The 24,932-nt window shown below is 49.4% G+C and carries 23 protein-coding genes; 10 read left to right on the top strand and 13 right to left on the bottom strand.

Annotated elements, in window-relative coordinates:
• Positions 1-176 precede the first annotated feature (176 nt).
• On the top strand, positions 177-1,373 hold the full coding sequence (gene uxuA, locus BWI97_RS04515) for a mannonate dehydratase (protein WP_102200186.1): 1,197 nt from the start codon (positions 177-179) through the stop codon (positions 1,371-1,373).
• Positions 1,374-1,550: 177 nt separating this feature from the next.
• On the opposite strand, the gene BWI97_RS27590 is transcribed toward uxuA, so the two are convergent.
• A complete protein-coding gene (locus BWI97_RS27590; protein ID WP_158242685.1) occupies positions 1,551-1,715 on the bottom strand; it encodes a hypothetical protein in 165 nt (54 codons plus the stop codon).
• Positions 1,716-1,875: 160 nt separating this feature from the next.
• Between BWI97_RS27590 and gcvH the strand changes: the two genes are divergently transcribed.
• From gcvH to gldF, 5 genes are all read left to right on the top strand, one after another.
• The gene (gene gcvH / locus BWI97_RS04510; RefSeq protein WP_094812463.1) at positions 1,876-2,256 is read left to right on the top strand and encodes a glycine cleavage system protein GcvH; all 381 of its coding nucleotides are present in this window, start codon (positions 1,876-1,878) and stop codon (positions 2,254-2,256) included.
• 142 nt (positions 2,257-2,398) lie between these two features.
• Entirely contained in the window at positions 2,399-3,703 is a 1,305-nt protein-coding gene (locus BWI97_RS04505) for a dihydroorotase family protein (protein ID WP_102200185.1), read from the top strand.
• A 48-nt stretch (positions 3,704-3,751) separates the two neighbouring features.
• A complete protein-coding gene (locus BWI97_RS04500; RefSeq protein ID WP_094812458.1) occupies positions 3,752-4,297 on the top strand; it encodes a DUF4199 domain-containing protein in 546 nt (181 codons plus the stop codon).
• A gap of 52 nt (positions 4,298-4,349) precedes the next feature.
• Positions 4,350-4,895 carry a DUF4199 domain-containing protein gene (locus BWI97_RS04495; protein ID WP_094812456.1) on the top strand — a complete coding sequence of 182 codons (546 nt, stop codon included), beginning with the start codon at positions 4,350-4,352 and terminating at the stop codon, positions 4,893-4,895.
• An 81-nt stretch (positions 4,896-4,976) separates the two neighbouring features.
• Entirely contained in the window at positions 4,977-5,702 is a 726-nt protein-coding gene (gene gldF, locus BWI97_RS04490) for a gliding motility-associated ABC transporter permease subunit GldF (protein WP_094812453.1), read from the top strand.
• A 72-nt stretch (positions 5,703-5,774) separates the two neighbouring features.
• Here gldF and BWI97_RS04485 read toward each other — a convergent pair whose 3' ends face one another.
• The 9 genes from BWI97_RS04485 to BWI97_RS04445 form a co-directional block, all read right to left on the bottom strand.
• The gene (locus BWI97_RS04485; protein ID WP_094812451.1) at positions 5,775-6,221 is read right to left on the bottom strand and encodes a DUF4920 domain-containing protein; all 447 of its coding nucleotides are present in this window, start codon (positions 6,219-6,221) and stop codon (positions 5,775-5,777) included.
• A gap of 57 nt (positions 6,222-6,278) precedes the next feature.
• A complete protein-coding gene (locus tag BWI97_RS28255) occupies positions 6,279-7,175 on the bottom strand; it encodes a gliding motility-associated C-terminal domain-containing protein (protein ID WP_233207759.1) in 897 nt (298 codons plus the stop codon).
• 1,510 nt (positions 7,176-8,685) lie between these two features.
• Entirely contained in the window at positions 8,686-9,660 is a 975-nt protein-coding gene (locus BWI97_RS28250; protein WP_102200183.1) for a hypothetical protein, read from the bottom strand.
• A gap of 70 nt (positions 9,661-9,730) precedes the next feature.
• Positions 9,731-10,348 carry an ATP-binding cassette domain-containing protein gene (locus BWI97_RS04470; RefSeq protein ID WP_094812447.1) on the bottom strand — a complete coding sequence of 206 codons (618 nt, stop codon included), beginning with the start codon at positions 10,346-10,348 and terminating at the stop codon, positions 9,731-9,733.
• A 52-nt stretch (positions 10,349-10,400) separates the two neighbouring features.
• Positions 10,401-11,195, bottom strand: a complete 795-nt coding sequence (lpxA, locus tag BWI97_RS04465; protein WP_094812445.1) for an acyl-ACP--UDP-N-acetylglucosamine O-acyltransferase — start codon at positions 11,193-11,195, stop codon at positions 10,401-10,403.
• Between the two features lie 55 nt (positions 11,196-11,250).
• On the bottom strand, positions 11,251-12,645 hold the full coding sequence (locus BWI97_RS04460) for a bifunctional UDP-3-O-[3-hydroxymyristoyl] N-acetylglucosamine deacetylase/3-hydroxyacyl-ACP dehydratase (RefSeq protein ID WP_094812443.1): 1,395 nt from the start codon (positions 12,643-12,645) through the stop codon (positions 11,251-11,253).
• Between the two features lie 108 nt (positions 12,646-12,753).
• Positions 12,754-13,815 (bottom strand): UDP-3-O-(3-hydroxymyristoyl)glucosamine N-acyltransferase, encoded by a 1,062-nt coding sequence (gene lpxD / locus BWI97_RS04455; protein WP_102200182.1) that lies wholly within the window; start codon positions 13,813-13,815, stop codon positions 12,754-12,756.
• Positions 13,816-14,188: 373 nt separating this feature from the next.
• Positions 14,189-15,076 (bottom strand): hypothetical protein, encoded by an 888-nt coding sequence (locus tag BWI97_RS04450; RefSeq protein ID WP_102200181.1) that lies wholly within the window; start codon positions 15,074-15,076, stop codon positions 14,189-14,191.
• 37 nt (positions 15,077-15,113) lie between these two features.
• Positions 15,114-16,082, bottom strand: a complete 969-nt coding sequence (locus BWI97_RS04445) for a YihY/virulence factor BrkB family protein (protein WP_102200180.1) — start codon at positions 16,080-16,082, stop codon at positions 15,114-15,116.
• A gap of 242 nt (positions 16,083-16,324) precedes the next feature.
• Here BWI97_RS04445 and BWI97_RS27360 point away from each other — a divergent pair, with 242 nt between their 5' ends.
• The 3 genes from BWI97_RS27360 (at position 16,325) to BWI97_RS04435 (ending at position 19,739) form a co-directional block, all read left to right on the top strand.
• Complete coding sequence (locus tag BWI97_RS27360) at positions 16,325-16,477, top strand: lmo0937 family membrane protein (protein ID WP_141217469.1); 153 nt, start codon at positions 16,325-16,327, stop codon at positions 16,475-16,477.
• 431 nt (positions 16,478-16,908) lie between these two features.
• A complete protein-coding gene (locus BWI97_RS04440; protein WP_158242684.1) occupies positions 16,909-18,348 on the top strand; it encodes a TolC family protein in 1,440 nt (479 codons plus the stop codon).
• Positions 18,349-18,389: 41 nt separating this feature from the next.
• Positions 18,390-19,739, top strand: coding sequence for an efflux RND transporter periplasmic adaptor subunit (locus tag BWI97_RS04435; protein WP_094812433.1), 1,350 nt, complete (start codon positions 18,390-18,392; stop codon positions 19,737-19,739).
• A 234-nt stretch (positions 19,740-19,973) separates the two neighbouring features.
• On the opposite strand, the gene BWI97_RS04430 is transcribed toward BWI97_RS04435, so the two are convergent.
• Complete coding sequence (locus BWI97_RS04430; RefSeq protein ID WP_094812556.1) at positions 19,974-21,107, bottom strand: DNA replication/repair protein RecF; 1,134 nt, start codon at positions 21,105-21,107, stop codon at positions 19,974-19,976.
• A 130-nt stretch (positions 21,108-21,237) separates the two neighbouring features.
• Between BWI97_RS04430 and pdhA the strand changes: the two genes are divergently transcribed.
• A complete protein-coding gene (gene pdhA, locus BWI97_RS04425) occupies positions 21,238-22,254 on the top strand; it encodes a pyruvate dehydrogenase (acetyl-transferring) E1 component subunit alpha (protein WP_094812431.1) in 1,017 nt (338 codons plus the stop codon).
• Positions 22,255-22,594: 340 nt separating this feature from the next.
• Here the strand turns inward: pdhA and glpK are convergent, their stop codons facing one another.
• Together glpK and BWI97_RS04415 are read right to left on the bottom strand one after the other, a co-directional pair.
• Positions 22,595-24,085, bottom strand: coding sequence for a glycerol kinase GlpK (gene glpK, locus BWI97_RS04420; protein ID WP_094812429.1), 1,491 nt, complete (start codon positions 24,083-24,085; stop codon positions 22,595-22,597).
• Positions 24,086-24,119: 34 nt separating this feature from the next.
• The gene (locus BWI97_RS04415; protein ID WP_102200178.1) at positions 24,120-24,830 is read right to left on the bottom strand and encodes an MIP/aquaporin family protein; all 711 of its coding nucleotides are present in this window, start codon (positions 24,828-24,830) and stop codon (positions 24,120-24,122) included.
• Positions 24,831-24,932 lie beyond the last annotated feature (102 nt).

Below are 24,932 nucleotides of genomic sequence, written 5' to 3'. Positions count from 1 at the left end.
GGGTAACGATCGTAATCTACTGCGGTGGCCTGTTCAGTTTTTTAGGATTTTTGTCTGATGGGTAGACGGAGCAGTTGAGATTTCGTAGCGAATGATACGGCTCACGCAGTTCAGACTAAAGGTTCGCCAAGAACCCTTTAACTGAAAACAGACAACGGAAAACTCTAAACTCTTTTATGCCTCTTCTTCAATCTTTTCGCTGGTTTGGTCCGAAAGATCCCGTACGGTTGTCGGACATTCGGCAAGCCGGAGCTACGGGTATCGTCTCGGCCTTACACGAAGTGCCTAACGGTAAAATCTGGACTCCCGAAGCCATTGAATCCCGCAAAACGCTAATCGAGGCAGCTGGACTGGAATGGGCTGTAGTCGAAAGTGTACCCGTGCACGAGCACATCAAGCGAGCCATGCCCGACCGGGATCAGCTCATTGCCAATTATCAGCAAACTTTGCGTAATCTGGCTCAGCAAGGCATCACGACGGTGTGTTACAACTTCATGCCCGTACTCGATTGGACGCGAACGGATCTGGCCTACGTCGTACCCGACGGGTCGGAAGCCCTGCGGTTTGATGCCGTCGCCTTCGCAGCTTTCGAGTTATTTATACTGAAGCGTTCGGCGGCGGAGGCCGAATACTCGGAATCTTTCCGTCAACGGGCCGAGGTTTACTTTAAGACGTTAAACGAAAGTCAGAAAGCCTTACTGATTCGTAATATCATTGCGGGTCTGCCCGGTTCGGAAGAAAGTTTCACCGTTGAGCAATTCCAGAAAGTACTGGATTATTACGCTGAAATCGGTGACTTCGAACTCCGGCAAAACCTGTATTACTTCCTGCGAGCAGTAGTACCCGTAGCCGAAGAAGTAGGGGTGAAGCTTTGTATTCACCCGGATGATCCGCCACGGCCGATTCTGGGATTACCGCGGGTGGTGAGTACGGCAGCGGATATTCGTGAGATGTTCTCGGTAGCGGATTCGCCTGCGAATGGACTGACCTTCTGTACGGGAAGTTTTGGGGTACGGGCGGATAATGATTTGCCCGCTATGCTACAGGAGTTCGGACCCCGTACGTATTTCCTCCATTTACGGAGCGTGCACCGCGAAATTGACGAGGTACCGGAGACCTTCCACGAAGCTAATCACCTGGAAGGGCATGCGGGGATGTACGAGGTAATGAAAGCCGCCGTGGGAGAAATGAAACGTCGGGAAAAGGAAGGACGTACGGATGTAAATATTCCCATGCGACCTGACCACGGTCACCGGATGCTGGATGATCTGAATCCCGAAAAACGGACGAATCCAGGGTATACAGCTATTGGAAGGTTACGGGGACTGGCTGAGTTACGGGGATTAGAACTGGGGATTACGCAAAGTTTGTAACGTTTTCAGTGGCCTATTTTCCGTTTTCAATGGCAAACTACTCGAAGGTAAGTGATCTACAACAGATCGTAGGGATTCCTAAATTAGAATTGCATTGATAAGCTGGCATGAACCCAACTGACAACTAAAAACCGAAAACTAAAAAAGCGGATTCCTGAAAGGGAATCCGCTTTTTCGTTACTCTTTATCTTTGGGTTGATTGCTCCGGATTTCTTTCCGGTTATTCGAGTTATTGTCGAGTTCTTGTTTGACCCGGCTGTCCAAGTTGTCTTTGTTTTCGGGCTTATGCATTTTATTATGCTTATGAGCCGCTGTGTTCTGTGAGGCTGGATTGGCTTTCATAGCTTTTATTGTTTTTTGAGGGGAGTAGGTAAAAACAGTGTACCACCAGAGCTTGCCTCCGCAGGCCGGGAAATCGAAAAAACTCTAAACCCCGGACGCTAAACCCTGAACTTCTTCCGTAACTTGCAGGGAATTTCAGACAGATTGCCATCACAAACACATGAACTTTCCTTCAGAACTTCGCTACACCGCTGAACACGAATGGATTAAACTCGTTGACGGTAACGTAGCATTGGTTGGTATTACCGATTATGCTCAGGATCAATTGGGCGATGTGGTTTTCGTAGAAGTTAATTCCCTGGATCAGGAATTGGCTGCCAACGAAGTATTTGGTTCAGTAGAAGCCGTAAAAACGGTATCTGATCTGTTCCTGCCCGTAGCGGGTAAAGTGCTCGAAGTAAACGAGAGCCTCAACGACAGTCCCGATAAAGTCAATACCGATCCGTACGGTGATGGCTGGGTAATCAAACTTGAGGTGTCAAATCCGGCTGATCTGGATGCCTTGATGGACGCCGCTACTTACCAGGAGTCTGTACACTAGTCGACAGTCGACCGTTTTCTATTTTCGTGCGTATCGCTCTGTGCGAGGTGGCCGAAAATCGTCAATAAACCATTGATCAGAGCAAGGAACAAAGGACACCGAATTTTCGGTATGCTTTGTTCCTTGTTCAACATTCGACCCTATGAATCTTCTCTTTCGTTCCGTTCGCATTATTGATCCGCATTCGGCATTTCATAATCAGGTGGTGGATGTGTGGATTGAAGACGGTATCATCCGAAAAATGGGTGAAAATCTTGCCGCTATCTCCTCAGGGCAGGAAATCCGTCAGGAAGGACTTTGTATTTCGCCGGGCTGGTGCGATCTGCGGGTTCACGCCAAAGATCCCGGCTACGAGGCTAAGGAAGATTTATACAGCCTGAAACGGGCGGCCGCCGCTGGAGGTTTCACGGAAGTCGTACTGCTTCCCAATACTAAGCCTGTAGTACAGCGGAAAGAAAGCCTCAATTATTTCCGCAGTTTTTCCGAAGATCAGGCCGTACAGTTTTTACCCACCGCCGCTCTTACCCTGGGTTGCGAAGGCAAGGATTTCACAGAAATGCTTGATCTGCATCATGCGGGAGCCGTCGCTTTTACTGATGGTGAAGAACCCATCTGGAATGCCGACATCCTGCTGAAATCGCTTCAATATCTGGCTCAGGTGAATGGGTTGCTCATTCAACGTCCCGAAGAGCCTACGCTGACGGTTCACGGTCAGATGCACGAGGGAAATATGAGTACCATGCTGGGCATGCGGGGCATTCCGACCATGGCGGAAGAACTGATGATTCAGCGGGATTTACGGTTACTGGAATACGCGGTTGAAACCTTTGACTTACGACCCCGCCTGCATTTTTCCCTGGTCTCAACGGCTCGTTCGGTAGAACTGATCCGTCAGGCAAAAGCTCAGGGACTGCCCGTAACCTGTGATACGGCCGCTCATTATTTGGCGTTCACTGATGAAGATTTAGTCGAGTTCGATACGAATCTGAAAGTAATGCCCCCGTTACGGCCAGCCAGCGAAGTAGAAGCTCTGCGGGCGGCCCTTGCCGACGGTACCATCGATGCTCTGGTGTCCGATCACTATCCCCAGGATACGGAATCGAAGAACCTGGAGTTTGATTTAGCCGACTTCGGAATCAGTAGCCTGGAAACAGCTTTTGCAACGGCCCTGACCTACGGAAATCTGGGACTGGAAAAAGTCCTGGAACTCTTTACGGCGAACCCTCGCTCCGTATTACAGCGAAACCCGGTAACAATTGCCGAAGGAAAAATTGCTCAGTTGACCGCGTTTAATCCGGATGAAGAATGGACGGTAAGTTTGGCCGACTGGCAATCCAAAGGCAAAAACACGCCTTTCGTGGGTAAAACCTTACGCGGAAAAGTGTACGGCGTCGTGAATCAGGGTACGAGTACCTTTCATAGCAAACCCTTGAGTTTTAAAGTATAGCTGGTGTGGCAGTGAACAACGTTCCCTGCCACACATTGCCTCATCTCCATGATTAACAAGTATTTTCTACGATTGGCTTTAGGCTTAGGCTTGCTGGCTGGATTAGCCTGCTTTGCTTATTTCTACGTACTAAAGCTAACAGACGCCATGCCGCTGGGTACCCGCCGGAATCTGGGGATGATCCTCATGTGGGTAGCGATGGCCTTTGGAGCCCGCCGCTACTGGAAAAATGTCCGACGACCCATGAATTTTCTGGAAATCTTTGGGTTCTGCGTACTGGTCGTTTTGACGGCGAGTTTTGTGGACGGTTTATTGGTGGCGGGTTACGTTCGATATGTCGAACCTTCACTGGTTCCGGAATTTATCACGGATCTGAAACGTCTGGCCTTACAGGATCAGACGATGGTCAAAGAACAATTTGGCAATCAGAAAGATGCCGGTCCGGTTGACTTCAAGCTTTTTCTGGAGCAAATTGAGCAGATTTCCCCGGAATCTATTTTCTGGAGCAATTTTGGCATGTTACGCATGATTTTTCACTTCCTATACGCGGCTCTGGTAGCGATCTGGATTCGGAAAATGAGTGCCAGTAGTTAAGTTTATCACCCTACTTCGATTGTATCATTAACCCCTATCCACCTACTACACTATGGAACCAACCCCTTCTACTGCTCGTATCGCCATGAAATGGGGAGCGATTTCCGGGATCGTTACCGCTGTCTTCTCCATCAGTTATCAGGCGTTGAATATGATGCCTGATGATCCCATGAAAGCCAACATGGGCTGGGGTTTGCTGACCAATTTTCTACAAATCGGTTTTACGGTTTTAGTATTGGTGCTGGCAATGCGGGAATTTCGTACGCATAACGAAGGATATATTTCCTTTGGCCAGGGGGTAGGGATTGCGGCATTGACCGGAGCGGTATGGGGGGTACTATCGGCGGGTCTTATTTTGATCTATACGCAGTTCATTGATAATTCAGCTCAGGAAAAAACGCTGCGGGCCTTACGGAATGCGTACGAAGAACGCGGCATGACCGAAGAGCAAACCGAAACGGCCATGCGATTCGTTACGCTGATGACCAATCCCGGTTTCAGTTTTGTAATGACCATCTTAACGGGCGTAATCGTGGGTACGGTACTGGGTCTGATCGTCGCCGCCGTTGTCAAGCGGGATCGCCCCATGTTTGGATAAGCGAATCCCGGAAAAATTTATCTGGCTCTTTTAGCGTTATACGCCCGGTTTCACTCTGCTATTTCTCCCTGTTTTTACGGTATGTTTACTATTTTCAAGAAAGAAGTCAATTCCTTTTTAAGCTCCCTGGTTGGATACGTCGTAATGGCGGTGTTTCTGCTGGCGATGGGCTTGCTGGTCTGGATCTTTCCTGATACGAGTGTGTTGAACAGTGGGTACGCAGATTTGGCGACGTTTTTCAATCTGGCTCCGTACGTGTTTTTGTTTTTGGTACCCGCCATCACCATGCGTTCCATTGCCGAAGAACGAAAAATTGGTACGCTGGAATTGCTGTTCACCAAGCCGCTAACCGAGTGGCAACTGGTCATTGGTAAATTTCTGGCAGCCTGTTTTCTGATTTTTCTGGCTTTGGTACCTACGCTGATCTACTACTACTCCGTGTATCAGTTAGGAAATCCGGTGGGAAACATTGATTCGGCGAGCGTACAGGGATCGTATATCGGCCTTTTTCTGCTGGGTTGCGTCTTTGCGGCCATCGGGCTGTTCACGTCTTCACTGACAGATAATCAGATCATCGCATTCCTACTGGGCGTGTTTATTAGTTTCCTGCTGTATGTCGGTTTAAGCTCCGTGGCTGGACTGGAAGTTTGGAATGGAGCCGCGTACTGGTTAGGCTGGCTGGGGCTGGATACGCAGTACAATGCCCTCGGACGAGGACTGATTGATTCACGGAATATCATCTACTTCCTTTCCTTAATTACCCTCGCTCTGGCGGGAACCCGCTGGAAACTAACGCAACGGGAGTAAGAGAATACTACAAGTGAAAAAGGCCGAAGGAATGATCTTCCTTCGGCCTTTTTCTTTGGAAACTATAGACTATTATTTAACAATAACCCCATCCGCTACGAAAACCACGGCTTTCTCAGGCTGTGTGATTTTGGCAATTTCTTCTTTTGATTTTCCAGCGTCTTCAGCGTAATGTTTGAGTTCATTCACGGGTGTAACGCGGGAGAAGGCCTGTCCTTCAAATACAACCGTTTTGCCTTCAATATCTTTTGGTACGAAGAAATCATAGTCTTTAAACGAAACCCGCATCGTCTTGCCTTCGGGCAGTTTCACTTTCATCCAGCAACCCTTCATCTTGCAAACGGATTCTACCGTACCTGTCACTTTGGTAGCAAGCGTATCGGATTTCTTCATTTGTTCCACCAATTGGGTGGTTGAAATCGCGTGATCGGTCGTGATTTTAGCTCCGTGGTAGGTGGCCTGAGCCTGGGCCGCCAGTCCGGCAAGGGCCAAGGCCAGGGTTAGAACGAATGATTTCATGGGTGTAAACGTTTGAATGGAATGCTAAAATACTGATTAACTGTAAATTATACAACGTTAGTTAATAACTTGCACCCAGCTCTTACACTGTTTCCCATCGGGAAAAGTGATCAGGTAGTAATAGGTTCCCGGAGCTACGGAGGGGGTCCAGTCGTTTTGATAACTCACGTGTTGGTAAACGGCTTTCCCCCAGCGATTGAACACATCCAATTTTAGTCCGTTGGTACCAATCACAAACTGATCGTTTTTGCCATCCCCGTTGGGCGTTACCACGTTCGGCACTTCCAGCGGCGACTCAATGGTTATCGGCTGAGAAGCCGAAAGGGTACAACTTCCGCGTTTGGCAATTCCCGTCACCTGATACGTGCCGGGTTTAGGATACACGTAGGGAGAAGGCTGTTGCGTCGCCAGCGAATCACCATTGCCTAAATACCAGTCGTACTGATCGCCGCCCGCGTTCGACAGTTTGATGCGTACCTGCGTGGGTTTTACGCAGTCAAACACCTTTTCAACGGCAAAATCCGGCCGAAACGATTCATCAATGGTTACCGTAGCCGTAGCCTGTCCACGGCACCCTTTATTGTCTTTAACGATAACCGTATAGGCGGTACTTTGGGTGGGCTGTACCGTAATGGCTGCCTTACTACTGTCGCTGATGGCCGAGCCAGTCCATTGATACGAACTTCCCCCCGTCGCCTGAATGCGAACCGTTTGGCCCTTGCAAATGACGGGTTCCGAAACTGTGACCTGAACCGGCAGCGGTTGAATGGTCACCGTAACCGACTTCTGTCCCGTACAACCTTTCGAATCGGAAGCCTGAACGGTATACGTAGTCGTTTCGGTAGGGGTGGCTACGGGATTAGCAATGGTGGTACTGTTAAGTGAGCCGTGGGCCGTCCACTGGTAATTCGATCCGCCGGAAGCCCGCAACTGTACCGTTCCGCCGAGGCACATCGTTGTATCTTTGCTCACCTGAAAAGCCGGTTCAGAAACGCGAATGGTTCGTTGATACAGGGCCTCGCGTTTACAGCTCAAGGGGTTTCGGCCCACGAGCGTAATCACGTAGACGCCGGGCTTGGTAAAGGTAAACTCCCCCTGTACGGGATTCGTGGATTTGCCCAGATTCCCGAAATTCCACTCGTAGCTTTTTCCTCCGGTACTGGTATTGACAAATTGCAGTTTAGCGGGCGTGCAGACGTCGATCGTATCCTGCTTTTTGCCATTTAGGAACATATCGAACTTCACGTCCAGATTGTCGATATCAAACTTAAAAACGGCGTTATTACAGTTGCCCGCCCGATTTACGGTAGACCAGGCTCCGGGGGTAGCAGGGAAGGAGGAGGGCTGACAGGAACATACGGCCTGATAGACATACCCCCGTTTGTCGAAGCGAGAGGTACCACCATCCACGTGATCGCCCCGGACGTCGGACGAACTGTTGGTATTGCCAAAAAACGTCGCGTACAGCAGGGACTTTGCTCCATTTTCTAACAGGGCCAGATAAAAATTACTACCATCCGTCGTTTTCTGAAAGGCGTCGGTGGTGACAGGCAGACCTTTGGTACTACTCGCCAGTGCCAGCGATGTTCCTATGCTAGCATTGACTTCGCCGCCCCAGCCTGCCAGGTAAATATTCCCGCATTCGTTGATGAGAAAAGCCGTTGGAGCGATGTCGGGTGTACCCCTACCGCTGCCAATGACGGTCGAAAAGAGCGTTCGATCCAGGGTCGGATCAAAGGCATGAATAAATTGCCCGCTGTTTCGGTTGGAGTATACCCCCGAGGTAACCGGGTATTTTCCACCGTTACTCAATCCTAATACGTAGACGTTTTCGTCCTTATCCAGATCCAGCAACATGGCTACGTCGGCGTTGCTGGTACCGATGCGTTTGGTTTTCTGTACGTTTCCGTCGGCATCCAGTTTGGCCAGCCAGCCATCCTCGGGGGTAGGCAGGTTATCGCGTACGGCTCCGCAGACGTAGATATTCCCCGAGGCCGCCGCCCGTATCCCGTATGCTCCGCTGAAGCCGGGCATAATCTTCGGTCTTTCCCAGATCAGTTTTGATAAATCGGGTGAGAATTTTAGAACGGTAGCAGCCAGCCGGTCGGGGCGGCTCAGGGGAAGTTCCGAGGGGATAGTCGTTGCTACCAGTACATTATCCTGGGCGTCCGTAATGATCTCGCCCCGGTACGCATCTCCGTAATACTGAATGCTCAGAAGGGTATTGAGATTCAGACCATCGTTGGCCGTCGTTCCGTAATAAGTCGACGCCAGCAATGATTTTCCATCCGCACTAAGTTTTGCCAGAAAAATATCGCTACCGTTGTTGTAGTCCATTCCACTGAGTGGTTGTACGTAGGTGCCGCCGCTAAAATTGCGTTTGTGAGCTTGCGTACTGGTCGGGAAATTCTGGGAGGAAGTCGTGCCAAAAATCAGTAGTTCTCCCTTGGAATTAACGATGAGGCTATGCGGTATTTCCGTTTGCGTACCGCCCAGGTACGTAGCGTACAGTAAGCGGGTACCCGTTGGATTGAATTTGAGAATGGCGACATCCCAGAGGGTTTGGCCGCCGTTGCCGCCGTAGTTGATTTGATAGGCTCCCGCCGTTACGGGAAAACCAGACGCGTTCGTCGATCCACCGGAAATGAGGTTGCTCTTCGGCGTCGTAGGTAGCGGTGTGGCCCCAGTTGTCGGAATAAGAACCGGAGAAACTGGCAAAGATTAGCTCCGGATCAATGATCAGCGGATGTTTGGGATCATAGCCGTTGGGTAAGTGAAAGCTCACTACGTTTTTCTCACGAACGGCGAAGTGACCTTTCACTTCCGTTGTTTTTCCTCGAATTTCCTGGTAATTATACGGATTCAGTTCCCGAAACCAGCCCATGGACGTACGAACTTCCAGATTCCCGTGTTCGGATACGGATAGCTTTTCTGAGCCTTCGTACCGCATTTTAATCAGATCGGGGTTAGCTCCGCTGTGCACAATGAATTCGTACTTAATCGTCGAATGGTGAGCGTACAGTCGCAGATCAATACCCGGATACAATTCCTTGTATACGACTTCGCCGAAACCAGAAACGTTGGAAGCCCAGCGGCGGGCGTCATTTCCCAGGAAGTAATTTCGGGAAATTCCGTCTGAAAGGTCGCTTTTCAGGGTTGGGTTTGGATTGGCACCGTCAAAATACACGCGTACGCCGTGCAGCTTTAAGGGCGTGTTGGCCGGTAAGGTTCGGTTATGAAGTTGCTTGAAGTAATCGGTATCGTAGAAAACGTAATCCATCCCATCCGTCCGCAAGTCGAGCTGACCGCCCGGAATCTGAATGCGGTACCGCACGCTGGCGTCCCATTGACCCTGGTTGGGAATGAAAGTAACGGGCTGATTGTCAGCAAATGCAGATAAAGTAAAAAAGATAAGCAGGCAGGTAAACAAGTTCCGCATAGCTTCGGCGAGGTTAGGCAACTAATATACGCAATGCCACCGAAAACGAAGAATTTCAATCGCCGCTTTTTTACTTATACGCTTGAATATCAATTACTTTTTCACAGAACTGGTACTCGGCAGGCACGTTTGAAGCAATGATTAGTGTTTGATTGGCATCCAGTTTCTGAACTTCCTCAAAATACCAGTCGCTGTTGCGGGTATCCAGGTTTGAAGTGGGTTCGTCCAGAATGACCAGCGGTACGTTCGAGTAGAAAGCCAGTCCAAGTTTGAGCCGCTGTTTCATGCCCGAAGAAAAATTCCGGATGAATTTATCGCGTGAAGCTTTCAGGTCCAATCGTTCAATGAAGGCGGATGTACTCAGATTCTGCTTGAAAGGCTTGAACTTCTGGTGGAAATCAACGAGTTCGCTCAGCGTAAATTCTTCAATCAGTTCCAGATACGGAGCGGCGATACTGACTTGTCGGAAAAAGTGATCCGATGGAATCTCATTGGATCCCTCGAAGTACTGAATCTTGCCTTCGCTGGCGGGCATCGCACCCGTGAGGACCTGAAGAAGCGTAGATTTGCCGGAGCCATTCGGACCCGTAATGGCCAGCCGGTCGCCGGCAGCAAGTTCGAGGGATAAGCGGCGGAAAATCCATTCCCGAATAAACCGTTTACCCAGCTGTTCGAGAATGATCTGCATGGGAAAGAAAGAAAAAGGTCAGAAGACATGATTCTGACCTTTTCAAAAAGTGCTATTCTACGGATGTCCCTTTGCCGGGGCCTTTCATAATGCCTCGTTCGGAGGAGCGGATGAAGTTGATAATTTCGTCCCGTTCAGCCGAAGCAGGGAGTTCAATTTCGATCCGGTGCAGGGCTTCAGCATTGTTGTAGCCTTTCAGATATACGTAGCGATAAATCTCCTGAATTTCGGCAATTTTCTCGTTGCTGAATCCCCGCCGCCGCAGGCCAATGGAGTTCAAACCGACGTAAGCAATGGGTTCCCGGCCCGCTTTCGTATACGGAGGAATATCCTTCAATACGTGCGAACCGCCACCAATCATGGCGTGAGGCCCAATTTTCGAAAATTGATGGATTGCGGTTGTGCCTCCGATAAAAGCCCAATCCCCTAATTCCACGTGACCAGCCATTTGTACACTATTGGCCATAATGCAATAGTCGCCAATAACGCAGTCGTGGGCAATGTGCGTATAGGCCATGAGCAGACAGTGGCTGCCAATAACCGTTTTACCCGCTGCTTTCGTGCCTTTGTTAATGGTTACGCATTCCCGAATCGTAGTATAGTCACCAATGGTAGTCAAGGTTTCTTCGCCTTCGAATTTCAGGTCCTGCGGTACGGCCGAGATGCTGGCACCGGGAAAAATTTGAACATTCTTCCCAATACGGGCTCCTTCGAAAATAGTAACATTGGAGCCAATCCAGGAACCTTCACCGATTTCAACATTTTTATGAATGACCGCAAAGGGTTCGATGACCACATTGGGGGCAATTTTTGCATCAGGGTGAACGTATGCTAAGGGCTGTATCATTCTGTTCATTGCCAGAATACGGTACGCTTACTTCACCTACCGTAAACGGGTCGGCTTATTTTTTACGTACTAAACTTGCGGTCATGTCACTTTCCATCACCAGTTGACCAGCCACCCAGGCCTGTCCGTGCATTTTGGCAATACCCCGTTTCATGGGAGCCATAAATTCGCACTTGAAAATAACGGTATCACCAGGCACTACGTTACGACGGAACCGGCAGTTTTCGATAGCCGCCAGGTAGGCCCAGTAGTTTTCCGGATCGGGTACGGTACTCATCACCAGGATACCACCCGTTTGAGCCATGGCTTCGATTTGCAGTACACCCGGCATCACCGGATTCTCGGGGAAGTGTCCAGTAAAGAAAGGTTCATTGATGGTTACATTCTTGACACCTACTACACTGGATTCATCCATGTGAATGATTTTATCAATCAACTGGAAGGGATAGCGGTGAGCCAGCAAATTGGAAATCTGTTTGATATCCATGACCGGCGGAACCTTCGGATCGTATACCGGAATACTGGGTTTTTGGGTTTCCCGCATCAGCTTCTTGATTTTTTTAGCCATTTCCACGTTGGCAGCGTGACCTGGGCGAGCCGCCAGGATTTGTGCTTTCAACGGACGGCCTACCAAAGCCAGATCACCCACCACGTCGAGCAGTTTGTGACGAGCAGGTTCGTTGGCATAGTGCAGGTCAATATTATTGAGAATACCCTTGCCAGGTACTACACTGACGCGAGGCTTACCAAGTAAAGAGGACAGGTGATCGAGCTCCCCGTCTTCAAACTCCCGGTCCACAATGACAATGGCATTGGAAAGGTCACCGCCTTTAATCAGGTTGGCTTTGAAAAGAGCTTCCAGTTCGTGCAGAAAGCAGAAGGTACGGCTCCTGGCAATTTCCTGTTTAAAGAGTGTAATATCATTCAGGCTGGCGTGCTGGCTGCTCAGAACTTTCGAGTTATAATCGACCATTACCGTTACCCGGTAGTCATCGAGCGGTAAAGCAGCAATTTCTACGTCGCGGTCGCGATCCCGGTAACGTACTTCCGAAGGAACTTCGAAATAATTACGCAAGGCATTTTGCTCAACCAGTCCGGCATCGTCAAGGGCTTCGATAAACTTGATGGAAGAACCATCCATGATGGGCGGTTCGGGACCATCGAGCTGAATGAGGCAGTTGTCGATCTGAAGGCCCACCAAAGCGGCTAGCGTGTGCTCAACTGTATGCACCCGGGCTCCGTTGTGTTCAAGCGTGGTACCGCGGGATACATCAACTACAAAGTCAACGTCAGCATCGACGATGGGCTGACCCGGTAAATCAATCCGCTGGAATTTGTAACCGTGGTTGACTGGAGCCGGCTGAAACGTCATGGACGCGATTACGCCGGTATGTAACCCTACGCCGGAAACGGTGACGGGCTTCTGAATGGTGTGCTGTTTAAGATTCATCTTGGATGGATGAACAGCTATCGATTAGGGTCTTTGTAAATCCTTGAATCTTTCCTGAATTACCTCAAAAAAGGAAGCGAGGAAAGCGTTTATCGACTCACTGCTGAACTACTGAATACTATTAGCGGGCAAAGATAATTCTTTCAGAATTTTTTCCAGTTCCCGAACCCGCTTTTCCAATTCGGGAAGTCGACGAACCAGTACTTGCGACTTGAGGTTCTCCCGGTTTTCTGCGGCGGGGGAGCCACTCAGTATGGTTCCCGGCTTCTCAATCGACTTCGAAATTCCGGATTGAGCCGTAATGATTGTATGGTCAGCAAGACGCAGGTGACCCGAAATGCCTACCTGGCCTCCGATCATGCAATAATCACCGATTTTACAGGAACCTGAAACACCCGACTGAGCGGCCATAACCGTGTGGCGACCAATTTCAACGTTATGGGCAATCTGGATCAGGTTGTCGAGCTTGGCTCCTTCCCGGATGATGGTTGAATCCTCCGGCATGGTTGCACAATCAATCGTGGTGTTGGCACCGATGGATACGTAATCTTCCAGAATCACATTACCCAGCTGGGGAATGCTTTTGTAACTACCGTCGGTTTGCGGAGCAAAACCAAAGCCATCGGATCCGATCACGGCATTGGCATGAAGGGTACAGTTTGAACCAATCCGGCAGTTATCGTAAACTTTTACGCCCGCGTACAGAATGGTGTTATCGCCAATCACTACGTTATCACCAATGTAGACTTGGGAGTAAATTTTTACATTCTTTCCAATCCGGCAGTTGTCGCCAATGCTGGCAAACGCTCCCAGATAAACACCTTCACCAATTTCTGTATGCTGGCCCCGGTGTACGGGCTCTTCAATGCCTGATTTGCGGAAACTCAGGGCGTTATGATAGACTTCCAGCAGGCGGGTAAAGGCCGTGTAGGCGTTATCTACCAGAATAAGCGTGGGCGTATACGCTTTTTTAGGCTCGAAATCTCTGCTAACGATAACGGCCGAGGCAGCGGTTGTATAAAGGTATTGCTCGTACTTGAGGTTGGACAAAAAACAAATAGCTCCTTGCGTCCCTTCTTCGATCTTGGCCAGACGACTAACCTTCTGATCAGCAGGACCCTTTACTTCACCGCCCAAAAGCTGGGCCACCTGTGCAATTGTGAACTCCATGGAGAATATAGAAAACGACGGTTAGGAATAGTTTCCTCGGTCACGTATGTATTGCTCTTGCCTTAGGAAAATACAACAAAACTGCCTATAAACCGGGTTTTTTGTGGCAAAGATACAAGACTTTTGAAATGAAAAAGAACGGGAGTCTATCCAGTATGAAAAAATGATTTATTTTTCGTAAACCTGAGCTATTCAGCTAATTACTCCGTACAGACCGAATATTCTTCCCGTACATAGACCTGCTGATTCCGAGGGGTTTCGCATTTTAAAAACGCTTACCGAAAGAACTTGTTTTAAGGAAAGCTAAAAAACAGACATTCCTCCGCACGTTTACATCCGTACGGAGGAATGGCAGGAATGGAATCATGGGGTCTTAATCGTGCTGAACACGGGGCCGGTTCCAGTGCAGCATAGGGCTTTTACGAATGGGAATGACCAGATTGGTAAAGGCAATCAGAATTACCGAAATCGTCAGTACCAGAATGCAGATCTCACACACGTACACAATGGTCATGTTAGGATCCGGCGTTTGATAGCGTTTCAGGATAATACCCACAATGGCCCAGATGACGACCAGTCCGTACGAAACACTGCGAAGCGTAAACAGCACCAGCTGAGCGAGAATGGTCCCCATAATGATCATAATAACCGCCCAAACTTCTGCGGAAATACCCAGCTGATTCCAGTTGATACTGACCAGCCATGCCGTGATATTGGTGATGGCTGCGATAGAAATCCAGCCCGCGTATAAGCCAAAGGGCGTACGAACTACAAACCGCTGTCCCCAGGTGGTATCCAGGTCAGAAACTTCGTGAGCCCGCACCAGGAGGGTTAACTGCGTAACCAGAATGGCGAGCATGATCACTACAGAAAACGTCACGTACTCATAGTGCCAGGCAACAATCCAGCAGGCATTCAGCAGGTTGGAAGCAATAAACCAGCCACTCAGGCGGCGTACCAGACGGTTGACATATTCGCTGGAAACGGAGCTAAATAGTCCTTTTAATTGATAGAATACGAAAAGGGCCGTGGTTGCGTAAATCACGCTCCATACGGAGAAGGTAAGCCCAGCGGGTGTAAACAGGTTGGGATACTGGTCTGATAGTTGTTTGGTGGACTTGTCATTCAAGGGCAGACTTACCGCCGCCCAGTTCACCGCCAGCGTAACCAGAAACGTAAGAAAATTTAAAATTTGCAGCGTTTTGATGCCGAACGATGGCCGGGATTCGGGCCGAATATCAGAATGAACATATGTTTTCATGGCTATATAGATTGATTAAGCGAAGTTCCGGTTCAAATCAGTGTTTATCATAGTATCCTTTCAGGCTCGCTACGTTGACGTGGGGTATCTGGCCCTGTTCGAGGTTTTTGGGTTCAATTTCCTGTTCATAAACAATAACGGTCTCGTTTTTGGGTACAATACCCCGCCCGTATTGCTTGACATAGACTTTAGTAAACTCCGCTCCGAAGTACAGAATAGCTGCCGAATAGTTCACCCAAAGCAAAATAATGACCAGCGAGGCGGCTGACCCGTAAGTAGAGCTGAGATTGGACTGGCCCAAGTACAAGCCGATCAGAAACTTTCCTACCATAAAAAGGATCGCCGTAAATCCTGCCCCAACAAAGGAATCTTTCCAGTATAGTTTTCCATCAGGCAGTACATTGAAAATCAAAGCAAACAGTACCGTGATAACCGTAAAAATGAAAGCGATATTGATGATGTACACAACGACTACCATCTGACTATTGAAAAGTCGTTCCAGTTGAGAGCTGAATACATCCAGCAGGGAATTGAGCAGGAGGGATACGAGCAGGATGAAGCCCATACTAATAATCAGCGAAAAGGACAGGAGCCGATTGATGAGTAGCTTCAGCCAGCCTTTCTTGGGTTTGGCCCGTAAGGACCAGATGCGGTTGATAGAATCCTGCATTTCTCCGAATACCCCCGTGGCTCCAATCACCAGCGTTCCGATACCCAGGGTTAAGGCCAGCGGTGAACGATTGGAAAGCTCGGCCCTACGAATGATTTCCTGAATCTGAATCGCTGCCTCCTTGCCTACGAGCCCCTGTATCTGTCCGAAGACCTGACCCTGAATGGCATCCTGACCGTAGAAAATACCCAGCAGCGAAATAATCACCAGCAGCATCGGAGCCAGGGAAAAAATCATGTAGTAGGAAAGTGAAGCACTCATCTTAAGTGCGTTGTCACTGGAAAATTCATTATAAACTTCAATGAAAAAGTTAGCAATGCTTTTCAGACGATTCATGGGTCTTAATAAGGGATTATCAAAGTAGATGGGTGGGGTACCATTTATATGCCACTTCCATTCCCCGTTGTACCTCAAGGGTTTTTCCCCGCGGTGGGGAATTATTTTCTCGAACTTTTACGACTCTGACGTATAGAGGGCGAATTCAAGTTAAAAACGCAGGTACTGGCACAGTGGCAAAGAGTTTTTATCCCAGTAACGCAAATACCAACTCACGTAAAACTTTCAAAACTTTAACCATCATGAGAAGTCTATTGTATATCGTCGCCGTCATTTTGATCATCGGCTGGTTAATCGGAGTAGTAGGATATAGTGCCGGAGGTCTTATCCACATTCTGCTTGTAATTGCTGTTATCTCCCTGTTACTGACTTTCATTCGGAGAGGTACAGTATAGCAGAATCCAGCTATTAATCACCGCCCACATTAAATCATTATGTCACTAGCTCTTATTATGTTGTTGACCCTGGGAGTAGGGGCTGCAATCGCCGCTATCATGGATATGGTAAGTTCAAAGAAAGATTTGGGCTACTATCGACCACAGCGTAAAATAGAGCGTACAGAATTTAATAACTTCATGCGAACCATTCGTAGTAAATCGGCTCGTGTGTAATTAATAGATCTTACCCGAAAGGGTTTGTTAGGTTAGGTAAAACAATGGGGGAAAAGGAAAGTCCAGCAGCCATGCTTCTGGACTTTTTTGTTTGTATACGCGAACGCTCAATGCCTATACGAGCTTTCAATAGGCATGAATGACCGTTTATCCAAAAAACATTCGGCACTTTCACGCTCCTGCTGTATCATTGAATGAATGAATCAAGGATACAGATGATGGGAAAAGCCTGGCTGTTCGGAATAAGCCTGCTACTGGCTAGCCCGGTTTGGGGGCAAACGAATACCGCACCGAAGCGTTCGCTTCAGGAATGTGTGGACATTGCCTGGAAAAATAACCTGGATGTCAAGCAGAGCGAAATACAGGTTGCCGTGAATCGCAATACCCTGGATCAATCCAGATTTACCCGTCTGCCTACCCTGAATACGGCAATCACGCAAGGGCTAAACCTGGGTCGGAACATTGATCCCTTCACCAACACATACGTAACCCAAACGCTTAATTACAATAACGCCAACCTGACTTCCACTGCCATTATTTACAATGGTGGGATTGTTAACAATACCATCAGACAAAATCAGCTGAATGTTCAGGCCAGCGAATTCGATGTACAGGCTACCCGTGATCAGGTTGCCTTGAATGTTGTACTGGCGTATTTACAGGTGCTTAACAACGAAGATGTGCTGGCTGTATCCCGTACGCAGGTAGAGATTACGCAGCAACAGGTCACCCGTACTGAAAAACTGGTCAATGCCGGAGCTTTGCCGCAGGCTAATCTACTGGATTTACAGGCACAATTTGCCAACGATGAACTGTCGGTCGTAACGGCGGAGAATAATCTGGCGATCTCCAGAGTTCAGCTGCTGCAACTGATGAACGAGCCGGAAATTCGGGAATTAGTGCTGGACCGAATGAGCATCAATACGCCCGATGATACGTACCAAACGCCTATTCAGGATATTTACGCCACGGCAGTGCAGACCCAGTCGGCCGTAAAAGCGGCAGATCTTCGGACCCTGAGTGCCCGCAAGGGCGTAGATATTGCCCGGGGTGGTTATTTCCCCTCGCTGGGTTTTAACTTGTCCGTGGGCAGTAACTATTCGAGTGCCGCCCGCCGTTCGCTGGCCGGTACGCCCACAACGATTACCAATACGGCATTCGTTGAGTTCGAAGGGCAGCAGGTGCCTATTACTTTCACCACGACTCAGCCCGGTTTTCTTACCCAGAATATTCCCTGGTCGGAACAGCTTACCAATAACCTCAACGGTGGGATAGGATTAAGCCTGCGAGTTCCCATTTTCAACGCCTATCAGGTTCGGTATCGGGCTTCTACGGCTAATCTGAATGTAAAAAGTCAGGAGTATCAGGCGGCGAATGTGCGGCTGCAATTGCGGCAGAATATCGAACAGGCCTACGTAAACATGACCTCCGCTGCCAAACGTTATGCCTCGCTCACCCGGCAGGTGGAATCACTGGAGCTGGCGTTCAAAGCCGCCGAAAGCCGATTCAATGCAGGAGCCATCAATTCAGTGGATTACAATCTGGCAAAGTCCAATCTGGATCGCTCCCGGATCAATCAGATTCAGGCGAAGTACGATTATGTGCTGAGAATCAAAGTACTGGATTACTACCAAAATAAGCCGCTATCGTTTTAAAGCGGAATACTATACACTTGATATTGCCCAAAGTCCTAGTTATGAAACGTTCCTCAAATCGAATTTGGTGGATTCTCGGCGTAGTGGTGATTCTGCTGTTTGGCGGGCTATTCATAGCCAAGTCAGCCGGTTGGATTGGAAAAGAAAAAGCCGAAGAAGCGACTTTTAGCGTAGTAAAAGCGGCCGATATTGTCGAACGCGTCAGTGCGTCCGGTAAGGTACAGCCAGAGGTTGAAATTAAAATCAGCCCGGACGTATCGGGGGAAATCATTGAGTTGAAGATTCACGAAGGTGACTCCGTCGTGAAAGGTCAATTACTGCTTCGCATTCGCCCGGACAACTATGAGTCGCTGGTAGCTCGGGCCAAAGCAGCATTGAACCAGTCTAAAGCCAGTTACGAACAGACGAAATCGGCCCTGGGGCAGGTAGACGCTCAGTTGATACGGGCTCAGGCTGATTATAACCGGAACAAAAAACTCTACGCGGATAAAGTCATTTCGGATGCTGATTTCGAAACGGTTGAAGCCAATTATAAAGTAGCCCGGCAAAATGTAGAATCAGCCCGAGCCAATATCGAAGCCGCCCGATTCGCCGTTGAAAGTGCCGATGCCGGCTTACGGGATGCCAATGAAACCTTGCGTAAAACCACGATTTACGCCCCCTCCAACGGAATTATTTCCAAGCTGGACGTTGAGTTAGGCGAACGCGTTGTAGGAACCTCGCAAATGGCCGGTACGGAGATGCTGCGGATCGCCAATCTGAACAACATGGAGGTACGGGTCAACGTCAATGAAAACGACATTGTTCGGGTAAACGTGGGGGATTCGGTGATTATCGACGTGGATGCGTATTCCTATTCCGGTCGAAAATTCAAAGGCCTGGTTACTTCCATTGCCAATACGGCCAATGGCAGTGGTTCACTGTCGGCAGCGGCCAGCTCTACGGATGCAGTGACGGAATTTGAAGTGAAAATCAGAATTTTACCGGAATCCTACCTGGATCTGGTAGATCGAAAAAATAAACGTAGCTTTCCTTTCCGTCCCGGTATGACGGCTTCGGTTGAGGTTGTTACAGATCGCAAAAACGGTGTACTCAGCGTGCCCATTGCCTCAGTGACTACGCGTAGTGAAGAAAAGGAAACGGCTACTGCCGATCCTCAATCGCAAAAGCCCCGGGCCGAAGCTCGTCCGCAGGAAGTAGTCTTTATTCACAAAAACGGCGTAGTGGAGATGCGTCCGGTGAAAACGGGCATTAGCGATTTTGAAAATATTGAAATTCTTTCGGGCCTCAAAGCCGGTGAAGAAGTTGTATCCGGGCCCTTTACCCTCGTTTCGAAAACGCTTAAAGCCGGGGATAAGGTGATGAAGAAAGTGGAAAAAGAAAAGAAATAGTTTGTTGGTGACGAACAAAATCCCCGCCGCCTGGATGGGGATTTTTTGTTTAAAGGGCAGGCGTAGTCACCCATTTTTGGAGTCGTAATAAATGCCGTAGATGGAATAATCCATGAGGGATAGCAGAGGACGTCTAGTCCATATGCACACGTACCAATTCAATCAAAATACTTCCCAGGAGATCCATTATCCGCAACATCCGCTACGGATATTCAGGACTAGGGTGTGCCTACTTTATCCATCCGTTCGAATCATATTCGCCAGAATGCCTCCCTCCGTCAGTAAGGTTTCGGTTCGCTCGGGGCGGGCATCCGTAAGAAACACCTGCCCAAAGGTTCCATCCTTCATCATGGTCATTAATTTGGCGATTCGGCGGTCATCGAGTTTATCGAAAATATCGTCGAGTAAGAGAATGGGTTGCCAACCTTTTTCCTGGGTCAATAAGCGAAACTGAGCCAGTTTCAGAGCTACTACGAAAGATTTCTGCTGCCCCTGCGAGCCGAATTTCTTAAGTGGGTACGCGTCAATTTCAAACGCGTAATCGTCCCGATGCACGCCCAGGGTCGTACGTTGGGCGGCTACATCCCGGTGGCGATTTAGCCAGAATTGTTGTCGAAAGTGCTCAGGGTCTACTTCCGACTCATACCTGATTTCGACGGCCTCCCGACTTTCACTCAACTCCGCGTAATGCTGCTGGAAAACGGGTAAAAATTCAGCTAGGAAGGCTTGCCGATGTTCGTGTAACCGCAAAGCCAGATCGACCAGCGGCTGCGAATACGCTTCAAGCAAGTCTTCGTCGGTGTAATGGCGTTCGTGAAATTGCTTCAGAAGTACGTTCCGTTGTTCCAGAATCCGGTTGTACTGGAGCAGATCGCTCAGGTAATCGGGGCGTTGCTGGGAAAGTACCCCGTCAAAAAATTTCCGGCGTTCTTCCGAACCCTCCCGAACCAGATCCGTATCATCGGGAGCAATCAGTACCACGGGAAATTTTCCAATATGATCGGCCAGTCGTTCATACGGTTTCTTATCGTGCAGCACGGCCTTCCGCTGACCCCGGGGGAGGGAAATGGTGATTTGCTGCGTCCGTACCGAAGTAGCCACTGGAGCCGCTTCATCGGCCGTGGATTCCGATGGAGTGATGGAAAAATTTCCGTCAATCACCATGTAATCAGCCCCGTGCTGAATGGACAAAGCGTCCTGACTGGTCAGTGCACTTTTGGTCAGCGATAAAAAATAAATGGCGTCGAGCAGGTTGGTTTTTCCGCTACCATTCTCGCCTACAATGGCATTTACCCGCTCAGAAAATTGAAAGCTTCCCGATTCGTAGGATTTATAATGCGTTAAATGAAGGCGTTCGAGAAAAAGCATCTTTGTGTTTTGACGATTGCAGCTAATTTCGCCGAAAGTTTTGTACCAAGGTTTTCCAGATTCGTGCCTTTGGCCGGAGAAAAAGTCGGAAAATCGGACATTATTTCCATTCTTCTTAATCCCGCGTTCAATGGCAAAAAAAGAAAAAGCCGAAGCGAAGGTAAAATACCCGAAAGAAACCTACCTCTATTGGTTTGAAAATATGCTGCTTCAGCGGCGTTTTGAAGAAAAAGCCGGACAGCTCTACGGACAACAAAAAATCCGGGGTTTCTGTCACTTGTACATCGGTCAGGAAGCCTGCTCGTCGGGTTGCGTATCGGCCCTGACGAAAGATGACAAGTGGATCACCGCATACCGTGACCACGGATTTCCTCTGGCCCTGGGTACCAGCCCAAATGCGATCATGGCCGAATTGTTCGGTAAAGCTACGGGTACGACCAAAGGAAAAGGCGGATCGATGCACATTTTCGACAAAGAAGTGAACTTCGTCGGAGGCCATGGCATCGTAGGTGCTCAGATTCCGCTGGGAGCGGGTATCGCCTTTGCTGAGAAGTATCTCAAAACGAAAAATTTGTGTATCTGTTTCTTTGGCGACGGTGCCGTTCGTCAGGGAGCTTTGCACGAAGCCTTTAACATGGCCATGACCTGGAAACTGCCCGTCATTTTCGTGGTAGAAAACAATGGTTACGCCATGGGAACGTCTGTCGCACGGACGTCTAACGTAACGGATCTGTACACCATCGGCGAGGCCTACGATATGCCTTCGGAGCCCGTAGATGGTATGAGCGTAGAAGCCGTACACGAAGCCGTAAGCCGGGCTGCCGAGCGGGCTCGTAGCGGCGAAGGTCCTACCTTCCTCGAATTCAAAACGTACCGCTACCGGGGTCACTCGATGTCCGATCCTCAGAAGTACCGGACGAAAGATGAGGTAGAAGAATACAAACGCCGTGACCCGATTGAGTGGGTACGGGCTACGATCCTCGAAAACGAGCTGGCTACAGAAGAAGATCTGGCTGCAATCGAAGATAAGATTAAGGAGCAGGTGGCAGAATCGGTGAAATTTGCCGAAGAATCACCCTGGCCAGATCCGAGCGAAGCGTACAAAGACGTATACGTTCAGGAGGATTATCCGTTTATTCAGGAGTAATAGCGTTATTAGTTGTTCGTTTTTTGTTGCTGGAAGTTTCCTGCCACATGAGGCCAACGAATGATAAGTAGTACGGGTGAAAGGCATTAAATCGATGCCTTTCACCCGTATTGTTTTTGAGGTATATAGAAATGTAGTTTGTAATTATCTAATACTGCAAACGAGTAATAGGCATTACATACGACGTGTTCCCCGCATTGCATACGGGGCTAATGAGGTTGAACTCCTTCGGAGTTAAAGGAGCGTTTAGAGGAACATTTTAATCCTACCTAATCCATTCTTTCCAGTAAAACAACCTCATCAACAACCAATAACTAACAACTAACAACCAAATTTAACCCTATTCTTCCCAGCCAAACGACCGTCGCACGGCCTTTCGCCAGCTTCGGTACATGGCGTTACGTTTGGCCCGGGCCATTTGCGGTTTCCAGGTTTTTTCGATGCCCCAGTTCTGGCGTAGATCATCGAGGTCTTTCCAGTAACCCACGGCCAGTCCGGCGGCGTAGGCGGCTCCTAAAGCGGTGGTTTCAATCATGGTCGGACGTACCACGGGAACGTTCAGTAAATCCGACTGGAATTGCATGAGCAGTTCGTTGACCGTCATACCGCCATCCACGCGTAATTCTGAGAGCCGTACTCCCGCATCTTTCTCCATGGCTTCCAGAATTTCCAGCGTTTGAAAGGCGGTGGCTTCCAGAGCGGCCCGCCCCAGGTGACCTTTGGTGACGAAACGGGTCAAACCAGCCACTACGCCCCGGGCATCGCTTCGCCAGTAGGGAGCATACAGCCCCGAAAAAGCCGGTACGAAATAACAGCCGCCGTTGTCTTCCACGGTACGGGCCAGCGTTTCAATGTCTGAACTTTTCTCAATCAGACCCAGATTATCGCGTAACCACTGTACCAAAGCCCCGGCAATGGCTACGGAACCTTCCAATGCATACTGAACCGGCTGATTGCCCAACTGATACGCTACGGTCGTTACGAGGCCGTGCGTGGATTGGGTCAGCGAGTCGCCGGTATTGAGTAGCATGAAGCAGCCCGTGCCGTAGGTATTCTTGGCTTCTCCCGGACGAAAACAGGTTTGCCCCACCAGGGCCGCCTGCTGATCGCCCAGAACGCCCGCGAGCGGTACGCCTTCGAGTACACCCTTGGCCGTTGCGTACACTTCTGAAGAGGAACGGATTTCGGGCAGGATACTGCGGGGAATGCCAAACGTTTCCAATAAGCCCTCATCCCATTGCAAGGTACGTAGGTCCATGAGCTGTGTTCGGCTGGCGTTGGTGACGTCGGTCAGGTGCAGGCCCCCTTTCATACCGCCCGTCAGGTGCCAAAGCAGGTACGTATCCATCGTTCCGAACAGTACTTCCCCTTTCAATGCGTCCTTCTCCAGCGTAGCAACGTTTTTCAACAGCCACTTGATTTTCAAACTGCTGAAGTACGTGGCCAGCGGCAGTCCTGTTTGTTCTCGAAAGCGGTCCGGACCTCCTTCGGCGGATAACTCAGTCACCAGCGTACTCGTTCGCGTATCCTGCCAGACTAATGCATTGTAATACGGCTTGCCGGTATAGCGATTCCACATCACCGTAGTCTCCCGCTGGTTGGTAATACCCACTGCAATGAGGTCCTTTGGCGTCAGGTTGGCCTGTTTCAACGCCTTTTGAATGACTTCTTTGGTATTACACCAGATTTCGTCGGGATTGTGTTCTACCCAGCCGGGCTGCGGGTACAATTGGGCATGCTCTTTCTGAGCCAGTGAAATAATCTGCCCCTGTTTATCAAAAATAATAAATCGGGTACTCGTCGTACCCTGATCAATCGATCCAATGTACATGTTGTCGATGGTTTTAATTGGAGGAGTCAGGGAACTAGTGAAAAGCCATGAATAACAGGCTACCCGCTACACCCCCGAGTAAGGAGGCCACCACGGGAATCCAGGCGTAGCCCCAGTCGGAAGGGCCTTTGCCGGGAATGGGTAGTAAGGCATGAGCGATTCGCGGGGCCAGGTCACGGGCCGGACTCATGGCGTAACCGGTCGTGCCACCCAGTGATAAGCCAATACTCCACACCAGTAAGCCTACCAGATAAGGGCCCAGACCAATGGCCAGTTCGCCCGCCCCGGAAATAGCACTCACGCCGATGATGAGTACAGCCGTGGCAATAAACTCGGAGATAAAATTACCAGTCCGGTTCCGTACCGCGGGTCCCGTAGCAAATACGGCCAGCTTCGTGCTGGGCTCGGGCGTTACGGCCCAGTGGGGCAAGTACTGTAACCAGACGAGTACGGCCCCCAGGAAGGCTCCGATCATCTGAGCCAGCCAGTAAGGTAGAAGCGTGGAAAAATCCTGATTAGAGACGGCAAAGGCCAGCGTAACGGCCGGATTGAGGTGAGCATCCGAACTACCGAAGGCTTTGGCTACGAAGATGCCCAGCATGACGGCAAAGCCCCAGCCGGCGGTAATCACGATCCAGCCGCTGTTTTCACCTTTGGAATTCTTTAGCAATACATTGGCTACGACGCCATCGCCCAGTAGAATTAAGACGAGCGTACCCATGAATTCACCCCAGAATGCTTGCATAAATGGTTAGAGGAGTAGAAATGACTTTTTGTACAAAGAAAAGAATGAAAAGGATTTAGTCAAGCATAAGCTAAAAGTACAGCCTTCTGAAAAGAAAAAACG

The organism is Siphonobacter sp. BAB-5405 (assembly GCF_002872335.1).
In the GTDB taxonomy this organism is placed as follows: Bacteria; Bacteroidota; Bacteroidia; order Cytophagales; family Spirosomataceae; genus Siphonobacter.
The sequence above is the reverse complement of the archived record's forward strand: the minus strand, read 5'-3'. Positions and strand labels throughout refer to the sequence as shown.

Excerpts from the sequence above, each read along its gene's own strand:
- uxuA (WP_102200186.1), top strand. The coding sequence starts at position 177 with ATGCCTCTTCTTCAATCTTTTCGCTGGTTTGGTCCGAAAGATCCCGTA.
- BWI97_RS27590 (WP_158242685.1), bottom strand. The coding sequence starts at position 1,715 with ATGAAAGCCAATCCAGCCTCACAGAACACAGCGGCTCATAAGCATAAT.
- gcvH (WP_094812463.1), top strand. The coding sequence starts at position 1,876 with ATGAACTTTCCTTCAGAACTTCGCTACACCGCTGAACACGAATGGATT.
- BWI97_RS04505 (WP_102200185.1), top strand. The coding sequence starts at position 2,399 with ATGAATCTTCTCTTTCGTTCCGTTCGCATTATTGATCCGCATTCGGCA.
- BWI97_RS04500 (WP_094812458.1), top strand. The coding sequence starts at position 3,752 with ATGATTAACAAGTATTTTCTACGATTGGCTTTAGGCTTAGGCTTGCTG.
- BWI97_RS04495 (WP_094812456.1), top strand. The coding sequence starts at position 4,350 with ATGGAACCAACCCCTTCTACTGCTCGTATCGCCATGAAATGGGGAGCG.
- gldF (WP_094812453.1), top strand. The coding sequence starts at position 4,977 with ATGTTTACTATTTTCAAGAAAGAAGTCAATTCCTTTTTAAGCTCCCTG.
- BWI97_RS04485 (WP_094812451.1), bottom strand. The coding sequence starts at position 6,221 with ATGAAATCATTCGTTCTAACCCTGGCCTTGGCCCTTGCCGGACTGGCG.
- BWI97_RS28255 (WP_233207759.1), bottom strand. The coding sequence starts at position 7,175 with ATGTGCCTCGGCGGAACGGTACAGTTGCGGGCTTCCGGCGGATCGAAT.
- BWI97_RS28250 (WP_102200183.1), bottom strand. The coding sequence starts at position 9,660 with ATGCGGAACTTGTTTACCTGCCTGCTTATCTTTTTTACTTTATCTGCA.
- BWI97_RS04470 (WP_094812447.1), bottom strand. The coding sequence starts at position 10,348 with ATGCAGATCATTCTCGAACAGCTGGGTAAACGGTTTATTCGGGAATGG.
- lpxA (WP_094812445.1), bottom strand. The coding sequence starts at position 11,195 with ATGATACAGCCCTTAGCATACGTTCACCCTGATGCAAAAATTGCCCCC.
- BWI97_RS04460 (WP_094812443.1), bottom strand. The coding sequence starts at position 12,645 with ATGAATCTTAAACAGCACACCATTCAGAAGCCCGTCACCGTTTCCGGC.
- lpxD (WP_102200182.1), bottom strand. The coding sequence starts at position 13,815 with ATGGAGTTCACAATTGCACAGGTGGCCCAGCTTTTGGGCGGTGAAGTA.
- BWI97_RS04450 (WP_102200181.1), bottom strand. The coding sequence starts at position 15,076 with ATGAAAACATATGTTCATTCTGATATTCGGCCCGAATCCCGGCCATCG.
- BWI97_RS04445 (WP_102200180.1), bottom strand. The coding sequence starts at position 16,082 with ATGAATCGTCTGAAAAGCATTGCTAACTTTTTCATTGAAGTTTATAAT.
- BWI97_RS27360 (WP_141217469.1), top strand. The coding sequence starts at position 16,325 with ATGAGAAGTCTATTGTATATCGTCGCCGTCATTTTGATCATCGGCTGG.
- BWI97_RS04440 (WP_158242684.1), top strand. The coding sequence starts at position 16,909 with ATGATGGGAAAAGCCTGGCTGTTCGGAATAAGCCTGCTACTGGCTAGC.
- BWI97_RS04435 (WP_094812433.1), top strand. The coding sequence starts at position 18,390 with ATGAAACGTTCCTCAAATCGAATTTGGTGGATTCTCGGCGTAGTGGTG.
- BWI97_RS04430 (WP_094812556.1), bottom strand. The coding sequence starts at position 21,107 with ATGCTTTTTCTCGAACGCCTTCATTTAACGCATTATAAATCCTACGAA.
- pdhA (WP_094812431.1), top strand. The coding sequence starts at position 21,238 with ATGGCAAAAAAAGAAAAAGCCGAAGCGAAGGTAAAATACCCGAAAGAA.
- glpK (WP_094812429.1), bottom strand. The coding sequence starts at position 24,085 with ATGTACATTGGATCGATTGATCAGGGTACGACGAGTACCCGATTTATT.
- BWI97_RS04415 (WP_102200178.1), bottom strand. The coding sequence starts at position 24,830 with ATGCAAGCATTCTGGGGTGAATTCATGGGTACGCTCGTCTTAATTCTA.